Here is a 22421-nt window from a genome sequence, read left to right on the forward strand (position 1 = left end):
GTTTTTGATATAAATTATATTAACTTGATCAAACGAATAGCATTTTCTTTCCATGTATTATTAATCCAGTATGACAGAGATCATTACCACCCTAAAGAAATTGATAGAAGTAAGGTTTAAAATTTTAAAATCTGAAATATTAGATGAGATCAGCAGCATAGCAACCAGGGTAGGCATTATTCTACTGATGGTTTTGTCTGCGTCTTTTATCCTGCTTTTTGGAAGCATATCACTCGCTTTTTATTTCAGCGAGTTATATGGCAGTACTTCCCTGGGTTTTCTATTGTTGACAGGTATATACCTATTGTTATTTGTGCTTTTGTATCTGCTAAGGAATGCCAGGTTTTTTCAAAAAGGGCTCAAGAATTCTCTTTCCCGGTATGTGTTTTTATTTACGAATAAAAAGGACTGATCATGGATGATGCGTTAAGAAGGCAATCTGAAGAATTGGAGCAAACCCTCCAGAAGCAGCTGGAGTTGCTGAAACAGGATTCCAGGGTTTATATTAAAGTAGGCGGGGTAGCTTTACTGGGAGGCTTGTTGGCAGTAGGTACTGTCAGGTTATTTTCCGGGAAAGCTAAAAAGAAGGAGCAGGTAAAAAAGGTCAAAGGAAAAAAGAAAAGAAAATTCAGTATCCTACGAAACATCAGAAACCGCTTTTTTTGGATGGCATTTGATTATGGAAAATCGAGGCTGCTAGAACAATTGGTTGCTAAAGCAAGTGAGAAAGATGAACAGGGGAAGTGAGCTTAGGGATTTACTTCTTCAACGAAAAAAAGAGGGATCAAAAAGTCTGGCACTATTGATAGATCCGGAAAAGATGGATCAACAAGCTTCTTTTGATGAACTGATCCAAAGGTCTTCTGATTTTGCCATTGATTTTTTCTTTGTAGGGGGGAGTTTGGTTGATCCTGATAAATTGGCCGCTTGTCTTCGTCGGATAAAGCGCATTGCTGCAGGGAAGGTTCCCACAGTTTTATTTCCGGGGAGTGCCATGCAGGTTTCCGAAGAAGCAGATGCGATCCTGTTTCTATCCCTTATTTCCGGAAGAAATCCGGAATTGTTGATCGGTCAGCATGTACTGGCAGCACCAAGTTTATCCAGGAGTGCTCTGGAAATCATTCCTACCGGGTACATGTTGGTCAATGGCGGGAATTCGACCAGCGTGGAGTATATTAGCCAGACCATACCGCTTCCCCATGATAAGCCTGACCTGGCAGTGGCCACCGCTTTGGCCGGAAAATACCTGGGCTTGTCTGTATTTTATCTGGATGCAGGTAGTGGCGCCAGTTTGCCTGTTCCTGCAGAAATGATCCGAGCAGTAGGTCTGCACACAGGGAGTCCATTGTTTGTGGGAGGGGGTATCAATTCTTTGGAAAAAGCCAGGAAAGCCTGGCAGGCAGGTGCCGATGTGCTGGTCATCGGAAATGGGGCAGAAAAAAACCCCAGCCTGATAGCTGAGGTGCTTCAATATGCCCAATGGTACAATGCCTCACTGAACGTTAATTAAGGATTCTCTCCTTCTCATCTTACCAGCAGGAAGGCCGTACATCATTTTGAATCTTCGGCAGAAATAGGCAGTGTCTTTGTATCCTACTTCCTTGCCAATATCCCTGATACTTTTTTTAGTGGTCCTGAGTAATTCTACAGCAGCCTCCATTCTTTGGTATTCTATGTAATCCTGCGGGTTGATTCCTGTCAGCATTTTGAAATACTGTCCTACATAATCCTCGGAGACATTGGCCACTTTTGCCAGGACTTTATTGGAAAGGTCTCCACCAATGTTCTTTTTGATGTAATTAAACATGTCAATGAGCCTGGGGTCCTTAAAGTAGGTACTATTGGTAGACAACTCCTCTACAAATAGCCTGTTTTTTAAGATATGCCTGACAAGTTCTACCACCAGTAGTTCCGTATATAGTTTGATTACCCTTTCCTTGCCCGGGGTAGCTTGTTCGGATTCTTTCACCACATCTTCAATGATGGAGGCGATCCGGTCATTGAAGCGGATGACAAATGCAGGAATACCGAGTGAATTAAAAAAATTAACCACATCAAAAACCTTTGCTTCAAAGGAAAGTGACGTGATACAGTCATCTTCCTCGTTTTTTATATCTTTGAAACTGATGGTTTGAAGGTATTTCTTTTTATTTTCCAAAAAGTTTTCATTGTTGGTTTCGTTTCTTTTGGTGACCGTACCAAACGAAACCCTTGTAGATCTTCCTGCCGGAATAAAAAGTATTTCTCCCTCATTTACAGATTCCTGGTCCTCGCCAAAGTTTAAAGATCCCCTGTGAAGAAGTATGGCTGTGTTTTCAGAATCCGCATAATCGGTGATGGTAACAGGTCGTTCTATTTTAAAGTTGTTCCCTTTAACGTACCTCACTCCAACCGACTCAATCACCTTATTGTAATATTCCATGATCAGTGCCTTTAGGTTTATTTAAGTAAAAGTATATTCTTTTTTTGATTTGTTAGGACAATTATAGATAAAAAATTAGAATAAACTAAATTTCGATATGAAAATTAATATATTTTTTTAAAAATCCACAGCTTATGCAATTATCTTAAAAAGCTCCGGGATATAACTATTTTCTGAATTTCTGAAGTGCCTTCATAGATTTGTGTGATTTTGGCATCACGCATCATGCGTTCCACATGGTACTCCCTGACATATCCATACCCTCCGTGGATCTGTACAGCTTCTGTAGTTGTTTCCATGGCGACTTTGGAAGCATACAGTTTGGCCATGGCACTCCATTTGGAGTAATCCTTGCCGATATCTTTGGTTTTAGCTGCTTTCATGCAAAGCAATCTGGCCATTTCAATTTCCGTATCCATATCGGCCAGTTTGAATTGAATGGCCTGGTGTTCGGCAATGGGTTTTCCAAAGGTAAACCTTTCCTTGGCGTATTGTAAGGACCTTTCAAATGCCCCTGAGGCGATTCCCAAAGCTTGCGCTGCTATGCCAATTCTTCCTCCGTTAAGTGTTTCCATGGCAAATTTAAAACCAAACCCCACTTCCCCAATGAGGTTTTCTTTGGGTACCTTTACATTGGAAAACATGAGGGAATGGGTGTCTGAAGCCCTGATGCCCATCTTATCTTCTTTCTTGCCGACCTCAAAACCAGGCCAGCCTTTTTCTACGATGAAAACAGAAATCCCACGGTGGGCTTTTGACTTGTCGGTTTGGGCCATTACCAGGTAAATATCGGCAGCGTTTCCGTTGGTTATCCAATTTTTTGTTCCATTGAGCAAATAATGGTCGCCCATGTCTGTAGCGGTGGTTTTCTGAGAAGTGGCATCGGACCCTGCCTCAGGCTCAGAAAGTGCAAAGGCTCCCAAAGACTTTCCAGAAGCCAGCGGGATCAGGTACTGCTGCTTTTGCTGCTCATTGCCATATTTTTCTATACCCCAGCAAACCAGTGAATTGTTGACAGACATGATTACCCCGGCAGATGCATCTATTTTGGAAATTTCTTCCATCGCCAAAACGTAGGATATGGTATCCATCCCTCCTCCCCCGTATTCCGGGCTGCTCATCATGCCTAAAAACCCCATTTCCCCCATCTGCCGGATAAGGCTTTTCGGGAAAGCTGCTGCAATGTCTCTTTCTATGACACCGGGCAACAATTGGGTAGTGGCAAAATCTCTGGCTGCTTCCTGAACGGCCAGCTGCTCTTGGGTATATTCGAAATCCATGATAGGTCAGTTAAAAGTCAAAGCTTAAATAATATACGCTAAAAAATAAAAAAGGGGCATGTAATGCCCCTTTTATTCATAGGTTTTCAAAATGAATTTATTCTCTGCCACCAAAGAAAATAAAGAAATAATAGGCTAAAGTAGCCATGGAGGCGATTGCGGCCACCACATAAGTCATAGCTGCCCATTTCAACGCATCTTTGGACATGCCATATTCCTGCGGAGTGACAATGTTACGTTCCTGAACCCATGCCAATGCCCTTTTACTGGCATCAAATTCTACCGGTAGGGTCACCAGGCTAAACAGGGTCAGCATGCTGTAAGCGCCAACAATTACTACTCCTACTGCCTCATAGGGAAGTCCGAGCAGGGCAATGCCACCAAACAAAGAGGCGATCAATACAAAATTGAGGATTTTGCCGCTTATGTTTTGGATGGGTACCAGGGTAGACCTTAATTGCAGCCAGGTGTAAGACCTGGCATGCTGGACAGCGTGTCCACATTCGTGGGCTGACACTGCAGTAGCGGCAGCATTACGACCGTAGTAGACATCAGGGCTGAGGTTTACGGTTTTGTTCATGGGGTTGTAATGATCAGACAATTGACCTTCTACACAATTCACCCGCACGTTATGTATACCGTGGTCGGCCAGCATCAGTTCAGCAATTTCTTTTCCTGAAAGATTAGCCTTTAAACTGGTCTGTGAATACTTTCTGAATTTTTTCTTGAGTTTGTTACTCACCACATAACCAAGAATCCCAAATACAACTACAATTAATATGATTCCCATTTTCTTTTTACAATTATTTTTTGCTAGATAAACGATGCATCAAGGCTGAAGGTTGCTTTCTTTTTTTCCGGCCAAAAAAAGCAAACTCAGACCTCCCAAAACCATTATGGTCAGCATTTGAGAGGCATGAACTATCATCGCAAATATCTTGCCCTGCTCCTCAGATATGCCATAAAACAAGAGTATAAATGCTACCATAGCGTGAAAAGTTCCAATACCTCCCTGTACCGGAGCTACCATACCAATACTTCCCATGACCAGCACCATCAATACAGAAGAGGCTGATAATAAGCTTGTTGAAAGTATTGCCAGTGCGATCCAGTACATCATGAGAAAATATATAACCCAAATTAAAACGGAAACCGTCCAAAATCCGGCTTGCTTTTTCATTTGGAAAACTGTTTCCAGACCACTGACAAATTGTCGCAAAAACTGCCTGATTTTCCCTATCCATCCTGAATGCCTGTATTTTCTATAAGCTAAATAAAGTATTCCTATTCCTCCTGCCAGAATGACCATTCCTAAGGTGAAATAGCTATTCATAAACGCCGTCAATGCGGGGAAGGAAACCAGTAAACCGAATATTTCCAGAAATACACTGCCTTGAAGTAGAAATGCCAGGGCAATCAACAGCAGCATGAAGACCATGTCAATGGTTCGCTCCAAAACCACCGTCCCGAATATTTTCCCTGTCTTGATGGGATAGCTCCTATTCACTGCAGCACATCTGGCAAGTTCTCCTGCCCTGGGGATTACCAGGTTAATCAGGTACCCAAACATCAGGGCCCAGAAAACATTACCGGTTTTGATGCGGTAATTTTCTCCGGTTTCGATCAGGATTTTCCACCGCCAGGCGCGCAGCCAATATCCCAGGATTCCGACAGAAACAGAGGAAAGCAATAAAAACCAATCGGTTTCTCCCAGGGCTTCCAGAATGGTGTCTTTCTCAATGTCACGGTATAGATAGAAAAAGATGATTAAGGCAATAAGCAGGGATACCGTAACTTGAACCCCTTGTTTTATTTTTTTGCTCAAATCAGTTGATTTTGATCATCCGGAAATATCACAACGGGTTGATATGATTTGGCTTCTTCAAAATCCATGGAAGCATAGGAAATGATGATCACCACATCACCCACCTGGGCTTTTCTGGCAGCAGGGCCATTCAGGCAGACCTGTCCGCTCCCTCTTTCTCCTTTGATGACATAGGTTTCCAGCCTTTCGCCATTATTGATGTTTACTACCTGTACTTTTTCATTGGCAATGATATGGGCAGCATCCATGAGATCTTCGTCTATGGTAATGCTTCCCACATAGTGAAGTTCTGCCTGGGTAATTCTGACCCGGTGGATTTTTGATTTTAAAAGTTGGATGTACATGTCAATTTATATTGGGCTATTCGCCTATGACCAGGTTATCTATCAAACGGATATTATCAATGTAAGCGGCAATACATATGGCAAATGGCTTTCCTTCACTTGGTTTTTGTGTCAAAGAAAATCTCTCTAGTTCTACAATTTCCAGGTATTCCGGTTGAATGGAAGCCGGTAAAAGCTCCTCAGCAATTACTTGCTTCTTTAGGGTAAACCAATCTGCGCCCTTTAAAAGTTCAGCTTTACATCGTTGAAGGGATTGATGGAGTTTTGGGGCAATGGCCCGGCCATGTTCTGATAACCTCAGGTTTCTGGATGACAAGGCCAACCCATCCTCCTCCCTGACTGTAGGGATCATTTCTATGGCAGTTTCTATAGACAAATCCACTGCAAGCCTGCGAATAATGGAAACCTGTTGCAAGTCTTTTTGACCAAAAAAGGCAACATCCGGCTGCAGGATATGGAATAACTTGGCAACCACAATGGCCACTCCGTTAAAATGTCCCGGCCTGAATTGTCCCTCCATGATTTGTTCCATCGGACCAAAATCAAATTCAGTAATGACCGCTTCAGGATAAATTTCCTTTTCATTGGGAACAAATACCAGGTCTATGCCTTCCCTGGAAAGAATTTCCAGGTCGGCAGATAAGGTTCGTGGATATTTAAAAAGGTCCTCGGGATTGTTAAATTGTATGGGGTTGACGAAGATTGAAACCACCGTGAGGTCTGTCGCCTTTCTGGAACGACGTATCAACTCCATATGCCCCTTGTGAAGTGCTCCCATGGTGGGTACCAGACCAATGGACTTTCCCTGGCTTTTCAAATGCTTAATGCGTTGCCTTACAGCGGATATGGTTTCAAATTTTTCCAAAGGCTTCTTTAGGATGGTTTAGGAAAATAGGTGCAAAAGTATATTATTTTGATTAAAAACAATGGGAAATCCTTATTTTTTTTGTAAATTTGTAGTCCCGTTATATCCCTTAACAAAACACACTAGATATGTCTAAACTTCGTATCCTTTACGTAGCAAGCGAAATCAATCCATTTCTTCAAACCTCGGAAGTTGCCAATTTTGTAAGGGCATTGCCTCAGGCCATGCAGGAAAAAGGAATGGAAATCCGTATTCTGGTCCCCAGATTCGGTTTAATCAATGAAAGAAAGAACAGGTTGCATGAGGTAGTAAGGCTTTCCGGAATCAATATTTCTGTAGGAGAAGAAGAGAAACCCCTGATCATCAAGGTGGCTTCCATTCCCAATGCGAAGCTTCAGGTTTATTTTATAGATAATGAAGACTATTTTCAAAGAAAGAGCGTTTTCTTTGACAAGCAGGATAAGTTTTACGAAGACAATGACGAAAGAGCGATATTCTTTTGCAAAGGCGTATTGGAAACCGTAAAAAAATTGGGTTGGGCTCCGGATGTGGTGCATTGCAATGACTGGATGACCAGTCTGATTCCTTTGTACTTAAAAACGACCTACAAGAATGAACCTCTTTTTAAAGAAACAAAATCTGTGTTTGCCATTTATAATAACGGATTTAGTCATAAATTTGGGGACGATTTATTTGAAAAGATTAAAATGGTAGATATCGACGATAAACTACTCGCTCCCTTAAAATCCAAGGATTACGAGGGCTTCCTCAAACTTGGGATGGAGTATGCGGATGTCGTTGTCAAAGGTGAAGATATTTCTGAAAGCCTGACTACCATGATTAGGGAAACATCTAAAGACAAACAGTTTGAAATTAATATTGAAGAAGAAGGCCAACTTTTTGAAAGTTATTACAACATCTATACCGACCTGGCAGGCTAAAGCTTCCGGTTTTTTGTTAGCGGTCCTATTATTTACTGGTGCCTGTTCAGACCCATCAGAGATAGGATTGGTATTGGATCCAGACTCTAATCAGATAGGGGTTTTCTATGAAGAAATACCCCTTTCTTCTTATTTGGTGCTGGCAGATTCTTTTAATACGACCAGCCAGGGAAGATTGGTGGTAGGAGGAGATGTGAGCGATTTGTTTGGAACCACCCAGTCTATCGGTTACAGCAGACTTTCCTTCAATCCAAATGGTGTACCTCCCCGGGAGGATGCCATTTTTGACTCTGCCGTTTTTACGATGAATGTGGTAGACCTTATAGGAGAGGATTTCGATGAGGAAAAGTCTTTCAGCGTTCATCGCCTCACAGAACCCATTCTGGATACGGCTTATTATAATTTCAGCAGATTGGATTTTGAGGAAGATGCTACCATTGCATCCGGATCTTTCCTTTTGGAGCCAGATACGGTCAATGCGCTGAGAATGAATGTGAATCCGGATGTATCGGCTGATTTTTTCAATAAGCTCAAAGCAAATGATCCGGTATTTGACAATATTTTTGCTTTCCGGGATTACTTTCCTGGAATAGTGATCAGCGGAGAGCCGGAGCAAAACACCTCGGTTTCGTTGGCTGTCGGAAGTGGCACCGGAATGACCTTTTATTATCATTACGACGGAGATACTGTTTCCACAGGTTATCCGATCAATACCATACAGTCCCGGCATTTTACCGGAGTGATAAGTGATAGGCAGGGATCAGGTATTGCCAGCGTAGAAGAAAGAGGAGAAGCCTATGAAGTACCAGGGGAGCTGCTTGGAGGTAAAGCCGGTTTGGGTTTAATGGTAAAACTAGACATGAGCCCTCTTCATGACTTTCTGGATACCCTGGAAAACATCACCTTTAACCAGATCATGCTTGAGGTAGGGCCGGTTGAAACCTACCCTGAATTTAAAACTCCATATAGTGCCCTGGTAATGTATTTTGCCACAGCAGACAATGAAATCTATCGCCGTTTTGATGGTGCTGAAGTAGCCGTACAGGCTGAAAGCGGGGGACACACCGGAAGAGATCAGGAAGGAAATATCGTCCCCACTACTAATAACCAAACAGGTTTGGCTTTCAATACAGAAGACCGGATTTATAGTAATCAGATCACGTCATATGTGAACGCCATGTACCGATCTGGTTTGGTGAGGACAGACTTATTCCTTTATCCCAATACCCCAAGCACCGAAAGGGCTCCGGTCAATTCGGACGCTTTTAAACGATCACTGAGGGAGTTTGTAGTCGATAAGAACAACATCAAATTAAAGATTTACTATACCAAAGTTCGGTAATCCGCTGTTAATGACAATCAGTGGGTTTTACTGAAAAGTAATGCGGCCCATTGATTGTTGTTGTTTTTGTTTTGGTAGACCAGGCCGTATTTCTCAGCCACGCTTCTGATGTCAGCCATATCTTTTTCATAAAAGCCGCTTAATACCAGATTGCCTCCGTTTTTTAATGATTCGGCATAAATGGACATCTCGTCTATTAAAACATTTTTATTGATATTAGCCAGGATCAGGTCATAATCACTTTCCTTATTTACCGTCCGTACATCTCCCTTCTGCATGGTCATGTCCTGCAATCCATTGATTTCAAAATTTTCATTCCCATTGGCTACACTCCAATCGTCAATGTCAAATGCAGTAACCATTTTTGCCCCGAGCTTTTTGGCCATTATCGCCAGGATTCCTGTGCCTGAACCGGCGTCCATCACCATTTTATTTTCGTGGTCCAGCGATAGTTGCCAGGTTAGCATCAGGAAGGTAGTAGCATGGTGGCCTGTCCCAAAGGACATTTTGGGATTGATAATGATTTCATGGGCAAATGACCCCGCTTTTGATGGGTGAAAAGTAGCCCTGACATATACCTGGTCTCCTACGGCTATTGGGTCGTAATGCTTCTCCCAGGCTTCATTCCAGTTGACTTTTGGTAGGAGCCCTTCCTGGATATGAATGCCTGCCGGGTCTTTGTACTGTGCAAGTAATCTATTCCAGTCATTTTTATTAAGGTCCCCGGGGAGGATATAGGCATCAAAGCCTTCAGTTGTTTCCAAAAATGAATCAAAGCCTATACCGGCCATTTCGGCAATAAGGATCTCCCTATAGGCTTCCTTGCAGGTGATTTTGAATTCCAGGTATTCCATTTCGGTAGCGTTTTGATTGGTTTATAACGGAAAATGCCCGGGCCATAAGCTGCCCGGGCAAAGATAAGGTTTAATGTAGTCCCTGGTTTAGAAGGATTTGACGATAGCTACAAAATCTCTTGATTTCAGTGATGCTCCGCCGATCAATCCTCCGTCTACGTCGGGTTTGGAGAAGATCTCTTTGGCATTGTCTGGTTTGCAGCTACCTCCATACAAGATAGAAATTTCATCTGCCACAGTACTGCCATATTGGCTTGCCAGGTGCTGTCTAATGGCAGCATGCATTTCCTGCGCCTGCTCAGCTGAAGCTGTTTTGCCGGTTCCTATGGCCCAGATGGGTTCATAGGCAATGACAATATTTCTGATTTCATCTTCAGAGAAGCCAAATAAGCTTTCTGTTAGTTGGTTTTTTACATACGCCTCATGGGTATTGGCCTCCCTAATTTCCAAGGGTTCACCACAGCAGAAAATGGGTGTCAGCTCATTGGCCAGTGCCTGTTTGGTTTTTGCTGTCAGCAATTCGTTCGTTTCCTTAAAATACTCGCGCCTTTCACTATGTCCGATGATGACATATTCCGCTCCGAATGATGCCAGCATTTCCGCTGAAATCTCACCTGTATAAGCCCCTGAGGCCTTATCAGAACAATTCTGACCTCCTAAATGTATATTTTTAACCCCTGCAATCAATTTATTTACCCCATGTAGGTGAACATATGGCGGATTCAAAACAACGGTTACATCCATTGAGGACTCATCTCTGATCATGTTTACAATTTCAGAAGTTAGCTTTTGCCCCTCTTCCTGAACACCATTCATTTTCCAGTTTCCGGCAACAATTTTTTTTCGCATGATATATTAGTTAAGATTTATATATTTGGTCAGGATTATCCCGTTCATCTACCAAAGGTTAAAATTACGCAAAATGTCAGTTCCAGAAAAAGAAAATTCGGTTCCAGGTGCAAAAAAGAAGCTGAGTTATTCCTCGGCATTAAAAAAGATCGCTTCTTTTTGTGCTTATCAGGAACGTAGCCTTTTTGAAGTTAGGGCAAAATTAGAAGATTGGGGACTTCAAGCAGAAGATGTAGATAAGCTGATATCCCGGTTGGAGGAGCAGGATTTTCTAAATGAAAAAAGGTTTGTAGAAAGTTTTGTCAGGGGAAGATTCGGCTTGAAGAAATGGGGAAAAGTACGGATCCGGCAAGAACTGAAAATGAGGCAAATTCCAAATGATATGATCATGGAAGGACTGGATGCCCTGAATGAGGTTGAGTACGAAGAAACTTTAAATTTTCTGGCCGAAAGAAAATGGAAATTGACCAAGGAACCGGATTTATATAAAAAGAAAGCCAAGGTATCCCGTTTTTTGTTGTTCAGGGGATTTGAATCGGATCGCATCAAAGATGTGGTCGACAAGCTGGCTACTGTTTAGGCACGAAACGGTCTTCCGATTCCTGCGGAATGACATCTATTACATTGGCCAACACCAATTTTACCAAGGTCCTGGACGCAATATAAATGGGGATTTTGGCCATGACCATGTATTCTTTCAGGGTGATGTGAGATCTGACAGCGAGCTCTTTCATTAGGAGTTCTTCTTTTTTACCGTATTTGAAGATGATATCTTCCTGCCTTTGTTTGCGCTTCATGATTTCCCACATCTCCCTGCTCGCCTGAATGCTTTTATCGGCTACCCTTATATAGGCCTTTTTTCTATTTTCATCCCAAATGAAATGAGGACCTGATGTACTCTTCTGAATTTCATAGACCGCAACCCCTTTTTTAGGGTTGAGGTGTACCACATGTTTTTTTAGGTGAATGACCGGCAAGATCAATTCCTGAATGGCTTTATCCATGGCGTACACCTCCTCTTCAATATATCGTTGCCCGCTTACCGTGCCGTCATCATCTACTCCGATGAGTAGGTGCCCTCCCTCCGTATTGGCCATGGCCACAATTTCTTTAACGATTTTCTCAGGATGAGCTGCTTTTTTTTTGAACTCCACATGCAGTCCTTCTCCCTTCCTGGCTATCCTCCCAATTTCCTGAATTGTCATTGCCTTTCATTTTATTAAAACTGCCAGTGTTATCCTTGCCCCAAGGGTCCGGTTTTGCAGATAATAATCTGCCATACCTTCCAGCCGCATCCTATAGGTGAAATTATAGGTATAGCCAGCTCCCAGTCCCAGGTCAGCGTTGTTACCTATCAGGGCCCTGGCCCGGATGAAAGCCGACTCCAGGGGGTAAAACCTCAGGCCTCCGGTGATTTGGTTGGCCCATTGCGTGTTGTATTCGTAGCCTGCTGAAAAAGACAGGTGATGCAGGTGAAAGTAGTTGATTTCAGCACCAAGCTGCGCTTTTTGGAAAATCCCCTGAATATCTGACTTGATCATATCCAGCCCCCCACTGATCAGGAAACTGCCTGCTGCCTGCTGGGCATGGACTTTTGTAAATCCGGCAAGCGATATTGATAAGCAAATAAAGGGTACCAGTATTCTCCTCATGATGAGCCTCCGTTCAAGGTTTCCAATCTTTTCTTAATTCCCATCCATTCGTCCCTTAACCGTGCGGCTTCCATGAAATTCAATTCTTTTGCCGCTGCCTCCATTCTTTTCTGGGTTTGCCTGGAAAGCTTTTCCAGCTTATCCTTGCTCAGGTATTGGATGATGGGATCTGCTGCTACATCTACCTCCTCAGGATTGTTTTCCACATAAATTTTTGCGTTTCTTTTGCTGTCAGCGACCTTGGTTTGTCCCATGATCCTGTCATGAGATTTAATGACTGTTTTGGGAGTAATGCCATGGGCTTCATTGTAAGCCTTCTGCCGCTCCCTTCGCCGATTGGTTTCATCGATGGCTAGCTGCATGCTATCCGTGGTTTTATCAGCGTACATGACCACTTTTCCGTATTCATTTCTGGCCGCCCGTCCAATGGTCTGAACCAGACTCCTTTCATTTCTCAGGAACCCCTCCTTATCGGCATCCAGAATGGCCACCAAGGCTACCTCGGGCAGATCCAAGCCCTCCCGCAACAAATTAACCCCTACCAGCACATCGAATATACCCAACCTCAATTCTCTCAATATCTCTACCCGGTCAAGCGGCTTCACTTCTGAATGAATGTACCGGGATTTGACACCCACCTTGGCCAGGTATTTGTCCAGCTCCTCTGCCATCCGCTTGGTAAGGGTAGTAACCAATACCCGGAAGCCATTTTTTATGGTTTGGTCAATTTCTTCCAGCAGATCGTCAATTTGATTGCCACTGGGCCGGACTTCAATGACCGGGTCCAATAGTCCTGTGGGCCGGATGATTTGTTCCACTACTACCCCTTCGGATTTGGTAAGTTCATAGTCAGCAGGTGTGGCGCTGACATAAATGACCTGGTTGGTCAGGGACTCAAACTCATCGAATTTCAACGGCCGGTTATCCAATGCCGAAGGTAACCTGAAGCCATAATCTACCAGGTTTACCTTTCGGGACCGGTCTCCTCCCCACATGGCCCTTACCTGAGGCAGGGTGACATGGCTCTCGTCAATGACCAGGAGATAATCATCCGGGAAATAATCCAACAAACAGAAAGGTCTGGTTCCCGGTTGCCTGCGGTCAAAATACCTGGAATAGTTTTCTACACCGGAGCAATAGCCCAACTCACGGATCATTTCCAAATCAAACTCAGTTCGCTCTTTCAGTCTTTTGGCCTCCATTAGTTTCATGTCTTTCTCAAAAAAACTGAGTTGGGACACAAGGTCATCCTGGATTTCATGAATGGCAGTATCGATCACGTCCCTGCCGGTAACAAATAAATTGGCCGGGAAGATGGTGATGATTTTCTCGTCAGAAATTTTCTTTCCACTTTCCGGGTCTACCCGCTGTATGGCCTCTATTTCGTCCCCCCAGAAAAAAAGGCGGTAAGCAAAATCCCCATATGCTACGAATATATCCACCGTGTCCCCTTTTACCCGGAAGGTTCCACGGGTAAAATCTGCGGTAGCCCTGCTGTAAAGCACTTCTACCAGTTTGAACAATAACTGATTTCTGGGTATCTTGTCCCCTTCCTGAATCTTGATGACATTTTTGCCAAATTCTTCCGGGTTTCCAATACCATAAATGCAGGAAACGGAGGCGACCACAATCACATCCCTTCGGCCAGAGAGGAGTGCTGAAGTGGCAGATAGTCGCAGTTTCTCTATTTCTTCATTAATCGATAAATCCTTTTCTATGTATGTTCCGCTGGTAGGAATAAATGCTTCCGGCTGGTAATAGTCGTAGTAACTGATAAAATACTCCACCGCATTATCCGGGAAAAACTGTTTGAATTCGCCATAGAGCTGGGCAGCCAAGGTCTTGTTGTGACTCAGGACCAGGGTAGGCTTTTGCACCTCCTGGATTACATTGGCAATGGTAAAAGTTTTGCCCGATCCTGTTACCCCCAAAAGTACCTGCGCCGGCTCACCGGAATTGATCCCTGATACCAGGTTTTTGATGGCTGTAGGTTGGTCACCTGTAGGTTCGTAATCCGAAATGATATTAAAATCCATATAATTTTAATTTACTTAAATACAACGCCTGGAAGGCAGGTAATAGTTTTCGGGATCAGGTACTTTTACCGAACCGGTTGAATATGTTCAGGTTATAATACAAGAAATTGGTGCGCAGAATAATGATAAGCAGTAAAGGCAAGATACTGGGATGGAAGGACTGAAAATTCAGTATCCAAATGACCAGGGCCAAATCAGCAAGGATCATGGCCCCTAACAACAATTTCCTGACCATTCCCTGTAGGGGCTGTAGGCCCAGCTTTATAGCCAGGAAAAGGTGCAGCGGAAAAGCCCAGAAGATATTCCAGTTGTTCTTGGTTTGGGAATGCTCGGTGAAAAACCATAGGAAAAGCAACAGGAGACCCAGTAAGCCCAAGGCCGTGAAAAGTCCAATGTCAATGCCTATATAAAGCCTTTTCTTTTTAAAACCCAGAAAAGTGAGCAATCCTGCGGCAATGGCCAGGGACCAAAATACCACATAGGGATTGAAAAAGATCCAGCTTTGAGCCCTTGCGTCTGGAAAATCATAAATGGTATTGTTTTGACGGACCAATGGCCTTTCCGGTCCATCACCGATGATGCTGGCCCTTTGGAAAGCAGCTTCCAGGTAATCGGGCAAAAACATTTTTTCCTTTTCATTGGCTCTCCGGTCTATGACAGCTCCCAGGGCCAGGTCAATGCCCAGGTCGGACCAGGGAAGGGGATATACATATTCATCAATGAGGTTTCGAAAGCTTTTTTGGGATTCCCCCTCTTCTGGCAGGTTCCATTTGAGTGAGGAGCCCAGAACCTCCTCCATCATTTCCCTGATTCTGGTGGAGCAGTTGTCGAAGAAAAAGTCGTAGCGGTACTTCCGGTTTTCAGGGCGGTAGTTTTCCTTCAAAAAGGCCACCAGCGCCCTGGATTGTTGGTCAGAGAGATTCAACTCCTGCTCGCGTACATTCCTTTGAAAATAATTGTATTCGTAAAGGAAATTTTCGGTAGTGGTAAGTGACAATTGGTAATCCAGCGTCCTGCGGACAAACTTGACATAAAAGAAAGGCGTGTTGAAATCGAAGGTGCCGTAATTGAAAACCAGGTCCTGCCCTGAACCCTGATCCCGGACCCGGATGGCACTGTGCCCAAAGGTAGAATACAACTCATCTCCTGGATCACAGGTGAGCAGGCTAACCTGGTATTGCTGTGCCTGAGAAGGCAAAGCAGCTGTCATCAGCAGAAAAAGAATAATGCTGAATAGTATATTCTTTAGCAAGGCTAACGGATAAAAAGCAAGGTGCATAGGAATAGATCAGATAAAACCAATAAGACGAGACAAATTTACTGGATTAATTCAGTTTTCCGGTAAAGGGATGGGGAAAACCTGAACTGAGCTTTTGGTATGAAATTATTGGTTTAAAACAAAAAAAATGGATTTGGTATAAAAATATACGAATTACATCCTTTGAAAATTGTTGGAGTTTATTTATTTTTATTACCTATTCATTTTAAATATGGATATTTTTTATAAAATAGGATCCCTCATTAATCTTTACTGGCACTATTTGGTTGAGTGCGGTTGGATAGTTGCTTTGCTGGTGGTTTTGGTGTTTTCAGCAGAGGCGCAGATTCCGCTGACTACCCAGAGCTATACATCCAACCTGCCTGAGGGAGGCGTTGGCGACTGGGATGATCCGGCTACCTGGTTGGTCTATAATGGTACGGAATGGGTAGGGGCCAGCATTCCTCCCAACAGGGATCATGATGTGTTTATTCAAAAGAAAAATGAAGTGAGATTGGTAGGAAACGAGGAGGTAAATAATCTTCACTTGTTTGGTGCGACCGATGCAGGGAAAAAACTAAACCTTCAATCCTTTGACTTGCATGTTTACGGCGGTCTTCACAGTTTCGATGTAGCCGGGGATGAATTTATCCTTTTTGGAAGTGCCTGGTTGGGAGATGACTGGATTTATCCTGAAACAGGCAGAATTGTATTCAAGGGAGATTCAAGGATTGTAGTCGACAGGAACTCCTGGAGCGGACAAAACCTGGCGAGCAGATTTGCCGTGGTATTTGATCCAAACCCTGGAGAGGAACTGGTGGTAAATGCGGTGTTTAAAGCCAGCAGTTTTTTGATACAGAGTGGTACGGTAAGACAAACAGTTAATACCGATGGAGCTCCTGCCTCATCCACTTTTTCATTTACAACAGACGATGTATTTGGTACCGAGGATTTTGGTGAATTTCGAATAGCTTCCGGGGCAACACTTATTTCCGAAGCCACGAGTGAATTTAATCAATTGATCAGAAGGTCAGAAAATAAGCCTGCCAGTTCATTTATTCTGGAGGAAGGAGCAAACCTGGTGTTGCTGGGAGAGGAGCCAGAGATTGATGCGGTCAATGTGGTTTTGGATGGGACTGTATTTTACGCCGGCGAGGGGGCGTCGCAGCAATTTTTACATTCCACCATGGCTGCGTCCCAATCAGACTTTCTGTACCAGAATATTTATTTCCAAGGGATTGCTACCAAAAACCTCCCGGAAGCGCTTTCGGTGCGGGGCGATCTGGTGTACCAAAGTGGGGGGCATGTGAACGGAACCGTTACCGAACTGCAATTGACCGGAAGCTTTGATCAGGAGTTTAATTTACCAGGGCTGGAATTGTCCGGTCTGTTGTTGGATAAGGCATCGGGCACGGTGAATATAAGACATGGATTGACCATTTACCAATCTTTTCATCAGGTAAGTGGGGATGTGGATTTTCATGATCAGGCCCTAATCCTGGATTTCGGCCCCACCGGTACATACACTTACGCTGGGGGAAATTGGTACAACCTGGGCCAATTGCAATACGAAAACCTTCCTTTGACTTTGGGAGCCATCAATGCTACTTTCCCCATTTTTGATACCTGGCTGGATGCCCCCCGACATTTCTTACTCGAGGGAAATTTATCGGCTGCCGGGCATTCATTGGAATTGGGATTTACAGAAGCTCCGGGCGTAACTTATGACCCGGAATTTACCGATGAGGGAGAGGCGGTGGTATACCATTTAAATAGCTTTTTCGAGCTGAACCTTTCCGGAACGGATCCGGCGCAGCTTAATGCCTGGATATTGGCAGAGGACCTGGCTGTACAGGACATCAATCACCTGAGGATAGTTGGTCCCGGAGAGGAAGCCATAGGAGATCATGTACCTGCTTCTCTAAAAGGAGAAATGCTTTGGGCAGGCAGGCTTTTTGATTTTAATGAAGCTCAGGATCGGTTTCTGACCATTGGCAGTACAAGCGAACTAAGTGTATTGCCGCTGGAATGGCTGGGATTTGAAGCGGCATTGGTTGGGGACAGGGTGGTGCTTTCCTGGGAGAGTACATCTGATGAGCAGGTACTTTATACCGTAACACGGACAAATGGAGATGAGCTTGAATTTTTACCCATAGGTCATTTTCAGGAAAATCAGCCTGGAATTATCATCCGTTTTGAAGACCCTGAATTCCCTAAAGACCAGCCTTTTTGGTTCTATCAGGTAATGGCAGAAGAAGGCCAAATGGAAACCAGCTTCAGTCCCGTGGTCAGGATTTCAAATCCTTTTTATGACAGGCAGGTTCCCGGTATCCATCCCAATCCCTATCGATCAGGTTCCATTAATGTTAATTTAGGTAGTTGGACCTCACTGGACATAACCGCTATAAAGGTGTGGAACATGAAGGGAGTGGATTACAAAACTTTTATTTTTGAGCAAGACTTTCACCCCTTGATTTTAGAAAGTCAATTGAGATTGCTTCCAGTAGGAAATTACCTGATTCAGCTCCAGGGTCCGGGAAAAATTCACACACTAAAATGGCAAAAGCTAAACCCTTAAACCCGAAACAGCCATTACGGATCTACTGGGTTAAAAAAATGACAGGTTTTTTATGACCGAATAGGCATTTAGCGGAATATGCTGTAATTTTTGGATTCATTTTCAAATCATGATGACTTTTGTATTTGTCGCCCTTAGTATTCTGTTGCTGGTTTTGATGATCATTTGGATAAAGGTGGAGCCTTTTATCGCATTTTTGATTACTTCCATCGTTGCCGGATTGTTTTTGGGGATCCCTCTGGAGGCCATCGCCTCTTCCATACAGGATGGAATAGGGGATTTGATGGGAGCACTGGTAATTGTCATTACCCTGGGAGCCATGATGGGCAAAATCGTAGCCGATAGTGGAGCTGCGCAAAGGATTGCCCTGTTTCTGATGGGTCAATTCGGGGAGAAGCGGGTGCACTGGGCCATAGCTTTTACCGCATTTATTGTGGGCATACCCTTGTTTTTCAATGTGGGGTTTGTTTTGCTTGTCCCATTGGTGTTCTCCGTTTCCTATCAGTATAAGATACCAGCCATGGCCATAGGAATTCCCATGCTGGCAGCCCTTTCGGTAACCCATGGTTTGTTGCCACCCCACCCGGGGCCGGTGGCTTTGGTGGCTCAATTTGATGCAGATATGGGTACCACTTTGATTTATGGGTTTATCCTGGCCATACCCATGGTGATTTTAGCTGGTCCATTGTTAGGGAAATGGCCTTATTTTCAAACCATGCAGGTTAAGCCCTTGCAGGTATTTAGTGCCAAACCCAAGCCGGTAGAAGAACTGCCGGGCTTAGGAAATAGTCTTTTCACTGCTTTGCTTCCCGTGTTTTTACTGATTACCTTATCCCTGATTAAACTGAATGTCGGGGAAGCAAGCAGTGCTTATGGTTTTTTGATCTTTATTGCAGATCCCAATGTGGTGATGTTGGTGTCTTTGATTTGGGCTACCTTCAGTTTGGGGATTGCCAAGGGGGTAAAAATTAGCAGCATCATGGAGGGCTACTCGGGAGCTGTCAAAGACATTGCTTTGATTTTGTTGATCATTGCCGGAGCCGGAGCATACAAGGAGATTTTGGTAGATAGTGGGGTAAGTAGTCAGATTGGAGCCTCACTGGAAGAGTTGCCAGTAAATCCATTACTTTTGGGATGGCTGATTGCAGCTGTCATTCGGATATCCGTAGGATCGGCGACGGTAGCTGCTCTGACAGCAGCCGGCATCATAGCCCCTCTGGTGACCACAGGCGTGACCGACCCTAATTTAATGGTGTTGGCCATTGGAAGTGGCAGCCTGATTTTTTCCCATGTCAATGATGGTGGGTTTTGGCTGGTCAAGGAATATTTTAACCTGAGCATCAAACAGACCTTTCTATCCTGGACTTTGTTAGAGACAATAGTTTCGTTTCTGGGATTAGCAGGGGTTTTAATGATAGATTTATTTGTTTAATAGTTAACAATAAAAGAATGGAAATTATGTCAGCTGAAGGAAAATTAAAAGAAATGGGTCTGGTATTGCCTCCGGCACCCCCTCCGGGAGGGGTCTACCGTCCAATAGTCATTACAGGTAACCTCCTGTATCTGTCAGGCCATGGTCCGGTACTTGAAGACGGGACGCTGATCAAAGGAAAGGTAGGTATCGATTTGGATAAGGAGCAGGGCAAAGCAGCTGCCAGACAAGTGGCCCTTACCATGCTAGCTACCCTTCAGACCCAGTTGGGAAGTATAAATAAAGTCAAGCGGGTAATTAAGGTGCTGGGAATGGTTAACAGTAGTTTGGATTTTGAAGACCATCCCTACGTCATCAATGGCTGTTCAGAACTTTTCAGGGATATTTGGGGAGAAGAAAATGGTATCGGATCCAGGAGTGCAGTGGGTTTTGGGTCTTTGCCCGGAAATATTTCTGTAGAAATTGAAGCCACCTTTGAACTGAACCAATAATGTTTATGAATGAACAATGGTATGCCCTCAACCACCCGGAAAACATAGATAGCCCGGCACTATTGGTGTATCCCGACAGGGCAAAAGAAAACATACAGCGGGCCATTGATGTGGTAGGCTCCCCGGATCGCTTACGTCCACATGTAAAGACCAATAAGTCCATAGAGGCTTGTCAGATGATGATGGAAGCAGGAATAAAGGCATTCAAAGGGGCCACTATAGCAGAAATTGAAATGTTGACCCAGGCTGGAGCCAGAGATATATTGTTGGCTTATCAGCCGGTAGGTCCAAAAATTGATCGTTTTTTGCGCCTGGTAGAAAGCCATCCGGATATTCAATTTCATTGCCTGACAGACAATGAAATGGCGGCTAAATCCCTATCATTAAAGGCCCAGGAAAAAGGTATATTGGTTTCGGTATATATTGACCTGAATGCAGGAACCAATCGGACGGGGGTAAAGCCCGGAGAAAGTGCAGAGACACTTTTCCATGCTGTTTTAGCCCTAAAGGGCTTGCAAATCAAGGGTTTTCACCTGTATGACGGGCATTTGAGAAATCCTGTCTTTACTATCCGAAAAGAGGAATGTGATACGGGTTTTGCACCCATTGCGGCCATGCGTCAAAAATTGGAGAAGGAGCATGGGCTTACCTTGGAAGTCATTGCGGGTGGTACCACCACTTTTCCGATCCATGCCAAAAGGGAGCGGGTGACCTGTGGTCCCGGTACTTTTATCTATTGGGATGATGGCTATTCCGGCACCCTGCCCGAACAGGATTTTTTGTTTGCTGCGCTGCTGCTAACCAGGGTAGTTTCTTTTCCGGCTGAAAACCTGATCTGTGTAGATTTGGGGCATAAAGCCATCGCCTCGGAGAATCCACTGGAGAAAAGGATTCGCTTTCTGAATGCCAATGACCTCACGCCGGTAAGTCAAAGTGAAGAACATTTGGTGTTACAGACGCCTCCGGGTCATGATTACCAGATTGGAGATGTCTTGTACGGCGTTCCTTATCACATTTGTCCCACGGTTGCCTTGCATCAGGAAGTTGTCCTGATCCGGGATGCTGAGGCAGTGGGTAGCTGGAGGACTGTTTCCAGGGACCGAAGAATTTCAATATAATGTTTGCAATCAATTTAATTCAAGATCCATGTTTACTATAGATGCCCACCTTGACCTCAGTATGAATGCCCTTGAATGGAACAGGGATTTGACACTTTCGGTAAAGGCAATCAATGAAAGGGAAAAAGGATTATCAGATAAGCCAGACAGGGGAAATGCTACCGTATCCTTGCCTGCTTTGAGAGAAGCAGACATAGGGCTGGTAGTAGCTACTCAAATAGCCCGGTATGTGGCTCCCGGAAACCCTTTACCGGGCTGGCACAGTCCGGAACAGGCCTGGGCGCAGACGCAGGGGCAGTTGGCCTGGTATGAGGCCATGGAAGAAAAGGAGGAAATGGTACAGATCCGTGACCTGAAATCTTTAAATGCACAGGTCAATTTGTGGCAAAATGGAAGTGAAAATTCCAAAAAGCCTGTTGGCTACATACTTTCCCTGGAAGGGGCTGATTCCATTGTTAATTTAAGTTACCTGGAAAAATCCTATGAAAAGGGGTTGAGGGCATTGGGTCCTGCACACTATGGACCCGGCAGGTATGCTCAGGGAACTGATGCTACAGGACCTTTAGGTCCCGAAGGAAGGGACTTGCTCAAGGAAATGGAACGTTTGAATATTATTCTGGATGCCACTCATTTATGTGACACCTGTTTTTGGGAGGCTTTAGATCACTTTAATGGACCGGTTTGGGCCAGCCACAATAATTGCAGGTCATTGGTGAACCATAACAGGCAATTCAGCGACGAGCAAATCAAAGAACTGATCAACAGGGGAGCCGTCATCGGAGGTGCACTGGATGCCTGGATGATGGTTCCCAACTGGATAAAGGGGGTTTCAATGCCTAAAGAAATGGATTGCGACCTGGAAAAAGTAATCGACCACATGGATCATATTTGTCAAATCGCTGGCAATGCCAGACACATTGGAATAGGTACAGACCTGGATGGAGCCTATGGCAGGGAGCAAAGCCCTTACGACCTGGAGACCATTGCTGATATCGGGCGTATCCCAGGTATGCTGGCGAAAAGGGGGTATACCAAAGAAGATGTTCAGCTGGTCATGCATGGCAACTGGTTGAGGTTCCTTCAAAAAGCATGGTCGGATTAGAAATTTAATAAAAGATGAATAAAATTAAACAA

Annotated in this window: 23 protein-coding genes; 11 read left to right on the forward strand and 12 right to left on the reverse strand. The window is 44.2% G+C overall.

Going from position 1 to position 22421, the window contains the following annotated elements; translation table 11 throughout:
* Positions 1 to 70: 70 nt before the first annotated feature.
* Genes GL182_RS00805 through GL182_RS00815 form a run of 3 tightly spaced genes read left to right on the forward strand, consistent with a single transcriptional unit; the run spans position 71 to position 1510 of the window.
* The gene (locus GL182_RS00805) at positions 71 to 412 is read left to right on the forward strand and encodes a phage holin family protein (protein WP_163377672.1); all 342 of its coding nucleotides are present in this window, start codon (positions 71 to 73) and stop codon (positions 410 to 412) included.
* Between the two features lie 2 nt (positions 413 to 414).
* Positions 415 to 747 (forward strand): hypothetical protein, encoded by a 333-nt coding sequence (locus GL182_RS00810; protein WP_163377673.1) that lies wholly within the window; start codon positions 415 to 417, stop codon positions 745 to 747.
* Complete coding sequence (locus tag GL182_RS00815; protein WP_163377674.1) at positions 731 to 1510, forward strand: geranylgeranylglyceryl/heptaprenylglyceryl phosphate synthase; 780 nt, start codon at positions 731 to 733, stop codon at positions 1508 to 1510. Before GL182_RS00810 ends, GL182_RS00815 begins: the two co-directional genes overlap by 17 nt.
* Here the strand turns inward: GL182_RS00815 and GL182_RS00820 are convergent.
* The 6 genes from GL182_RS00820 to panC form a co-directional block, all read right to left on the reverse strand.
* The gene (locus GL182_RS00820; RefSeq protein WP_163377675.1) at positions 1493 to 2422 is read right to left on the reverse strand and encodes a helix-turn-helix domain-containing protein; all 930 of its coding nucleotides are present in this window, start codon (positions 2420 to 2422) and stop codon (positions 1493 to 1495) included. The genes GL182_RS00815 and GL182_RS00820 overlap by 18 nt on opposite strands.
* Positions 2423 to 2562: 140 nt before the next feature.
* Positions 2563 to 3702 (reverse strand): acyl-CoA dehydrogenase, encoded by a 1140-nt coding sequence (locus GL182_RS00825; RefSeq protein WP_163377676.1) that lies wholly within the window; start codon positions 3700 to 3702, stop codon positions 2563 to 2565.
* A 97-nt stretch (positions 3703 to 3799) separates the two neighbouring features.
* On the reverse strand, positions 3800 to 4492 hold the full coding sequence (locus tag GL182_RS00830; RefSeq protein ID WP_163377677.1) for a zinc metallopeptidase: 693 nt from the start codon (positions 4490 to 4492) through the stop codon (positions 3800 to 3802).
* Between the two features lie 39 nt (positions 4493 to 4531).
* On the reverse strand, positions 4532 to 5527 hold the full coding sequence (locus tag GL182_RS00835) for a lysylphosphatidylglycerol synthase transmembrane domain-containing protein (RefSeq protein ID WP_163377678.1): 996 nt from the start codon (positions 5525 to 5527) through the stop codon (positions 4532 to 4534).
* Entirely contained in the window at positions 5524 to 5871 is a 348-nt protein-coding gene (gene panD / locus GL182_RS00840; RefSeq protein ID WP_163377679.1) for an aspartate 1-decarboxylase, read from the reverse strand. Before panD ends, GL182_RS00835 begins: the two co-directional genes overlap by 4 nt.
* Before the next feature lie 16 nt (positions 5872 to 5887).
* Positions 5888 to 6736 (reverse strand): pantoate--beta-alanine ligase, encoded by an 849-nt coding sequence (gene panC / locus GL182_RS00845; RefSeq protein WP_163377680.1) that lies wholly within the window; start codon positions 6734 to 6736, stop codon positions 5888 to 5890.
* A gap of 128 nt (positions 6737 to 6864) precedes the next feature.
* Between panC and GL182_RS00850 the strand changes: the two genes are divergently transcribed.
* Together GL182_RS00850 and GL182_RS00855 are read left to right on the forward strand one after the other, a co-directional pair.
* Positions 6865 to 7677: a glycogen/starch synthase gene (locus tag GL182_RS00850; protein WP_163377681.1), complete on the forward strand. Its 813-nt coding sequence runs from the start codon at positions 6865 to 6867 to the stop codon at positions 7675 to 7677.
* Positions 7678 to 7690: 13 nt separating this feature from the next.
* Entirely contained in the window at positions 7691 to 9019 is a 1329-nt protein-coding gene (locus GL182_RS00855) for a DUF4270 family protein (protein WP_240469497.1), read from the forward strand.
* Positions 9020 to 9036: 17 nt separating this feature from the next.
* Here the strand turns inward: GL182_RS00855 and prmA are convergent, their stop codons facing one another.
* Both prmA and tpiA read right to left on the reverse strand, forming a co-directional pair.
* Positions 9037 to 9873: a 50S ribosomal protein L11 methyltransferase gene (gene prmA / locus GL182_RS00860; protein ID WP_163377683.1), complete on the reverse strand. Its 837-nt coding sequence runs from the start codon at positions 9871 to 9873 to the stop codon at positions 9037 to 9039.
* An 87-nt stretch (positions 9874 to 9960) separates the two neighbouring features.
* A complete protein-coding gene (gene tpiA, locus GL182_RS00865) occupies positions 9961 to 10722 on the reverse strand; it encodes a triose-phosphate isomerase (protein WP_163377684.1) in 762 nt (253 codons plus the stop codon).
* 73 nt (positions 10723 to 10795) lie between these two features.
* On the opposite strand from tpiA, the gene GL182_RS00870 reads away from it, so the two are divergent.
* On the forward strand, positions 10796 to 11302 hold the full coding sequence (locus tag GL182_RS00870) for a regulatory protein RecX (RefSeq protein ID WP_163377685.1): 507 nt from the start codon (positions 10796 to 10798) through the stop codon (positions 11300 to 11302).
* Here GL182_RS00870 and GL182_RS00875 read toward each other — a convergent pair.
* The 4 genes from GL182_RS00875 to GL182_RS00890 are packed head-to-tail and all read right to left on the reverse strand — an operon-like array spanning position 11292 to position 15662.
* Complete coding sequence (locus GL182_RS00875) at positions 11292 to 11927, reverse strand: helix-turn-helix domain-containing protein (RefSeq protein WP_163377686.1); 636 nt, start codon at positions 11925 to 11927, stop codon at positions 11292 to 11294. The genes GL182_RS00870 and GL182_RS00875 overlap by 11 nt on opposite strands.
* 6 nt (positions 11928 to 11933) lie before the next feature.
* The gene (locus tag GL182_RS00880; RefSeq protein WP_163377687.1) at positions 11934 to 12374 is read right to left on the reverse strand and encodes a hypothetical protein; all 441 of its coding nucleotides are present in this window, start codon (positions 12372 to 12374) and stop codon (positions 11934 to 11936) included.
* Complete coding sequence (gene uvrB, locus GL182_RS00885) at positions 12371 to 14410, reverse strand: excinuclease ABC subunit UvrB (RefSeq protein ID WP_163377688.1); 2040 nt, start codon at positions 14408 to 14410, stop codon at positions 12371 to 12373. Before uvrB ends, GL182_RS00880 begins: the two co-directional genes overlap by 4 nt.
* A gap of 55 nt (positions 14411 to 14465) precedes the next feature.
* On the reverse strand, positions 14466 to 15662 hold the full coding sequence (locus tag GL182_RS00890) for a DUF4105 domain-containing protein (RefSeq protein ID WP_410266088.1): 1197 nt from the start codon (positions 15660 to 15662) through the stop codon (positions 14466 to 14468).
* A 238-nt stretch (positions 15663 to 15900) separates the two neighbouring features.
* Between GL182_RS00890 and GL182_RS00895 the strand changes: the two genes are divergently transcribed.
* The 5 genes from GL182_RS00895 to GL182_RS00915 all read left to right on the forward strand — a co-directional run bounded on the left by GL182_RS00895 (position 15901) and on the right by GL182_RS00915 (position 22389).
* On the forward strand, positions 15901 to 18246 hold the full coding sequence (locus GL182_RS00895) for a T9SS type A sorting domain-containing protein (RefSeq protein WP_163377689.1): 2346 nt from the start codon (positions 15901 to 15903) through the stop codon (positions 18244 to 18246).
* 112 nt (positions 18247 to 18358) lie between these two features.
* The gene (locus tag GL182_RS00900; protein WP_163378478.1) at positions 18359 to 19678 is read left to right on the forward strand and encodes a gluconate:H+ symporter; all 1320 of its coding nucleotides are present in this window, start codon (positions 18359 to 18361) and stop codon (positions 19676 to 19678) included.
* A 26-nt stretch (positions 19679 to 19704) separates the two neighbouring features.
* The gene (locus tag GL182_RS00905; RefSeq protein ID WP_205603577.1) at positions 19705 to 20169 is read left to right on the forward strand and encodes a RidA family protein; all 465 of its coding nucleotides are present in this window, start codon (positions 19705 to 19707) and stop codon (positions 20167 to 20169) included.
* Positions 20170 to 20174: 5 nt separating this feature from the next.
* The gene (locus GL182_RS00910) at positions 20175 to 21287 is read left to right on the forward strand and encodes a D-TA family PLP-dependent enzyme (RefSeq protein WP_163377691.1); all 1113 of its coding nucleotides are present in this window, start codon (positions 20175 to 20177) and stop codon (positions 21285 to 21287) included.
* Between the two features lie 28 nt (positions 21288 to 21315).
* Complete coding sequence (locus tag GL182_RS00915; protein ID WP_163377692.1) at positions 21316 to 22389, forward strand: dipeptidase; 1074 nt, start codon at positions 21316 to 21318, stop codon at positions 22387 to 22389.
* Positions 22390 to 22421: the final 32 nt, after the last annotated feature.

This window comes from Cyclobacterium sp. SYSU L10401 (genome assembly GCF_010993705.1).
Classification (GTDB): domain Bacteria; phylum Bacteroidota; class Bacteroidia; order Cytophagales; family Cyclobacteriaceae; genus Cyclobacterium.

Coding starts and splice junctions, on each gene's coding strand:
- GL182_RS00805 (WP_163377672.1), top strand. CDS start 71: ATGACAGAGATCATTACCACCCTAAAGAAATTGATAGAAGTAAGGTTT.
- GL182_RS00810 (WP_163377673.1), top strand. CDS start 415: ATGGATGATGCGTTAAGAAGGCAATCTGAAGAATTGGAGCAAACCCTC.
- GL182_RS00815 (WP_163377674.1), top strand. CDS start 731: ATGAACAGGGGAAGTGAGCTTAGGGATTTACTTCTTCAACGAAAAAAA.
- GL182_RS00820 (WP_163377675.1), bottom strand. CDS start 2,422: ATGGAATATTACAATAAGGTGATTGAGTCGGTTGGAGTGAGGTACGTT.
- GL182_RS00825 (WP_163377676.1), bottom strand. CDS start 3,702: ATGGATTTCGAATATACCCAAGAGCAGCTGGCCGTTCAGGAAGCAGCC.
- GL182_RS00830 (WP_163377677.1), bottom strand. CDS start 4,492: ATGGGAATCATATTAATTGTAGTTGTATTTGGGATTCTTGGTTATGTG.
- panD (WP_163377679.1), bottom strand. CDS start 5,871: ATGTACATCCAACTTTTAAAATCAAAAATCCACCGGGTCAGAATTACC.
- GL182_RS00850 (WP_163377681.1), top strand. CDS start 6,865: ATGTCTAAACTTCGTATCCTTTACGTAGCAAGCGAAATCAATCCATTT.
- prmA (WP_163377683.1), bottom strand. CDS start 9,873: ATGGAATACCTGGAATTCAAAATCACCTGCAAGGAAGCCTATAGGGAG.
- tpiA (WP_163377684.1), bottom strand. CDS start 10,722: ATGCGAAAAAAAATTGTTGCCGGAAACTGGAAAATGAATGGTGTTCAG.
- GL182_RS00870 (WP_163377685.1), top strand. CDS start 10,796: ATGTCAGTTCCAGAAAAAGAAAATTCGGTTCCAGGTGCAAAAAAGAAG.
- GL182_RS00875 (WP_163377686.1), bottom strand. CDS start 11,927: ATGACAATTCAGGAAATTGGGAGGATAGCCAGGAAGGGAGAAGGACTG.
- GL182_RS00880 (WP_163377687.1), bottom strand. CDS start 12,374: ATGAGGAGAATACTGGTACCCTTTATTTGCTTATCAATATCGCTTGCC.
- uvrB (WP_163377688.1), bottom strand. CDS start 14,410: ATGGATTTTAATATCATTTCGGATTACGAACCTACAGGTGACCAACCT.
- GL182_RS00895 (WP_163377689.1), top strand. CDS start 15,901: ATGGATATTTTTTATAAAATAGGATCCCTCATTAATCTTTACTGGCAC.
- GL182_RS00900 (WP_163378478.1), top strand. CDS start 18,359: ATGACTTTTGTATTTGTCGCCCTTAGTATTCTGTTGCTGGTTTTGATG.
- GL182_RS00905 (WP_205603577.1), top strand. CDS start 19,705: ATGTCAGCTGAAGGAAAATTAAAAGAAATGGGTCTGGTATTGCCTCCG.
- GL182_RS00910 (WP_163377691.1), top strand. CDS start 20,175: ATGAATGAACAATGGTATGCCCTCAACCACCCGGAAAACATAGATAGC.
- GL182_RS00915 (WP_163377692.1), top strand. CDS start 21,316: ATGTTTACTATAGATGCCCACCTTGACCTCAGTATGAATGCCCTTGAA.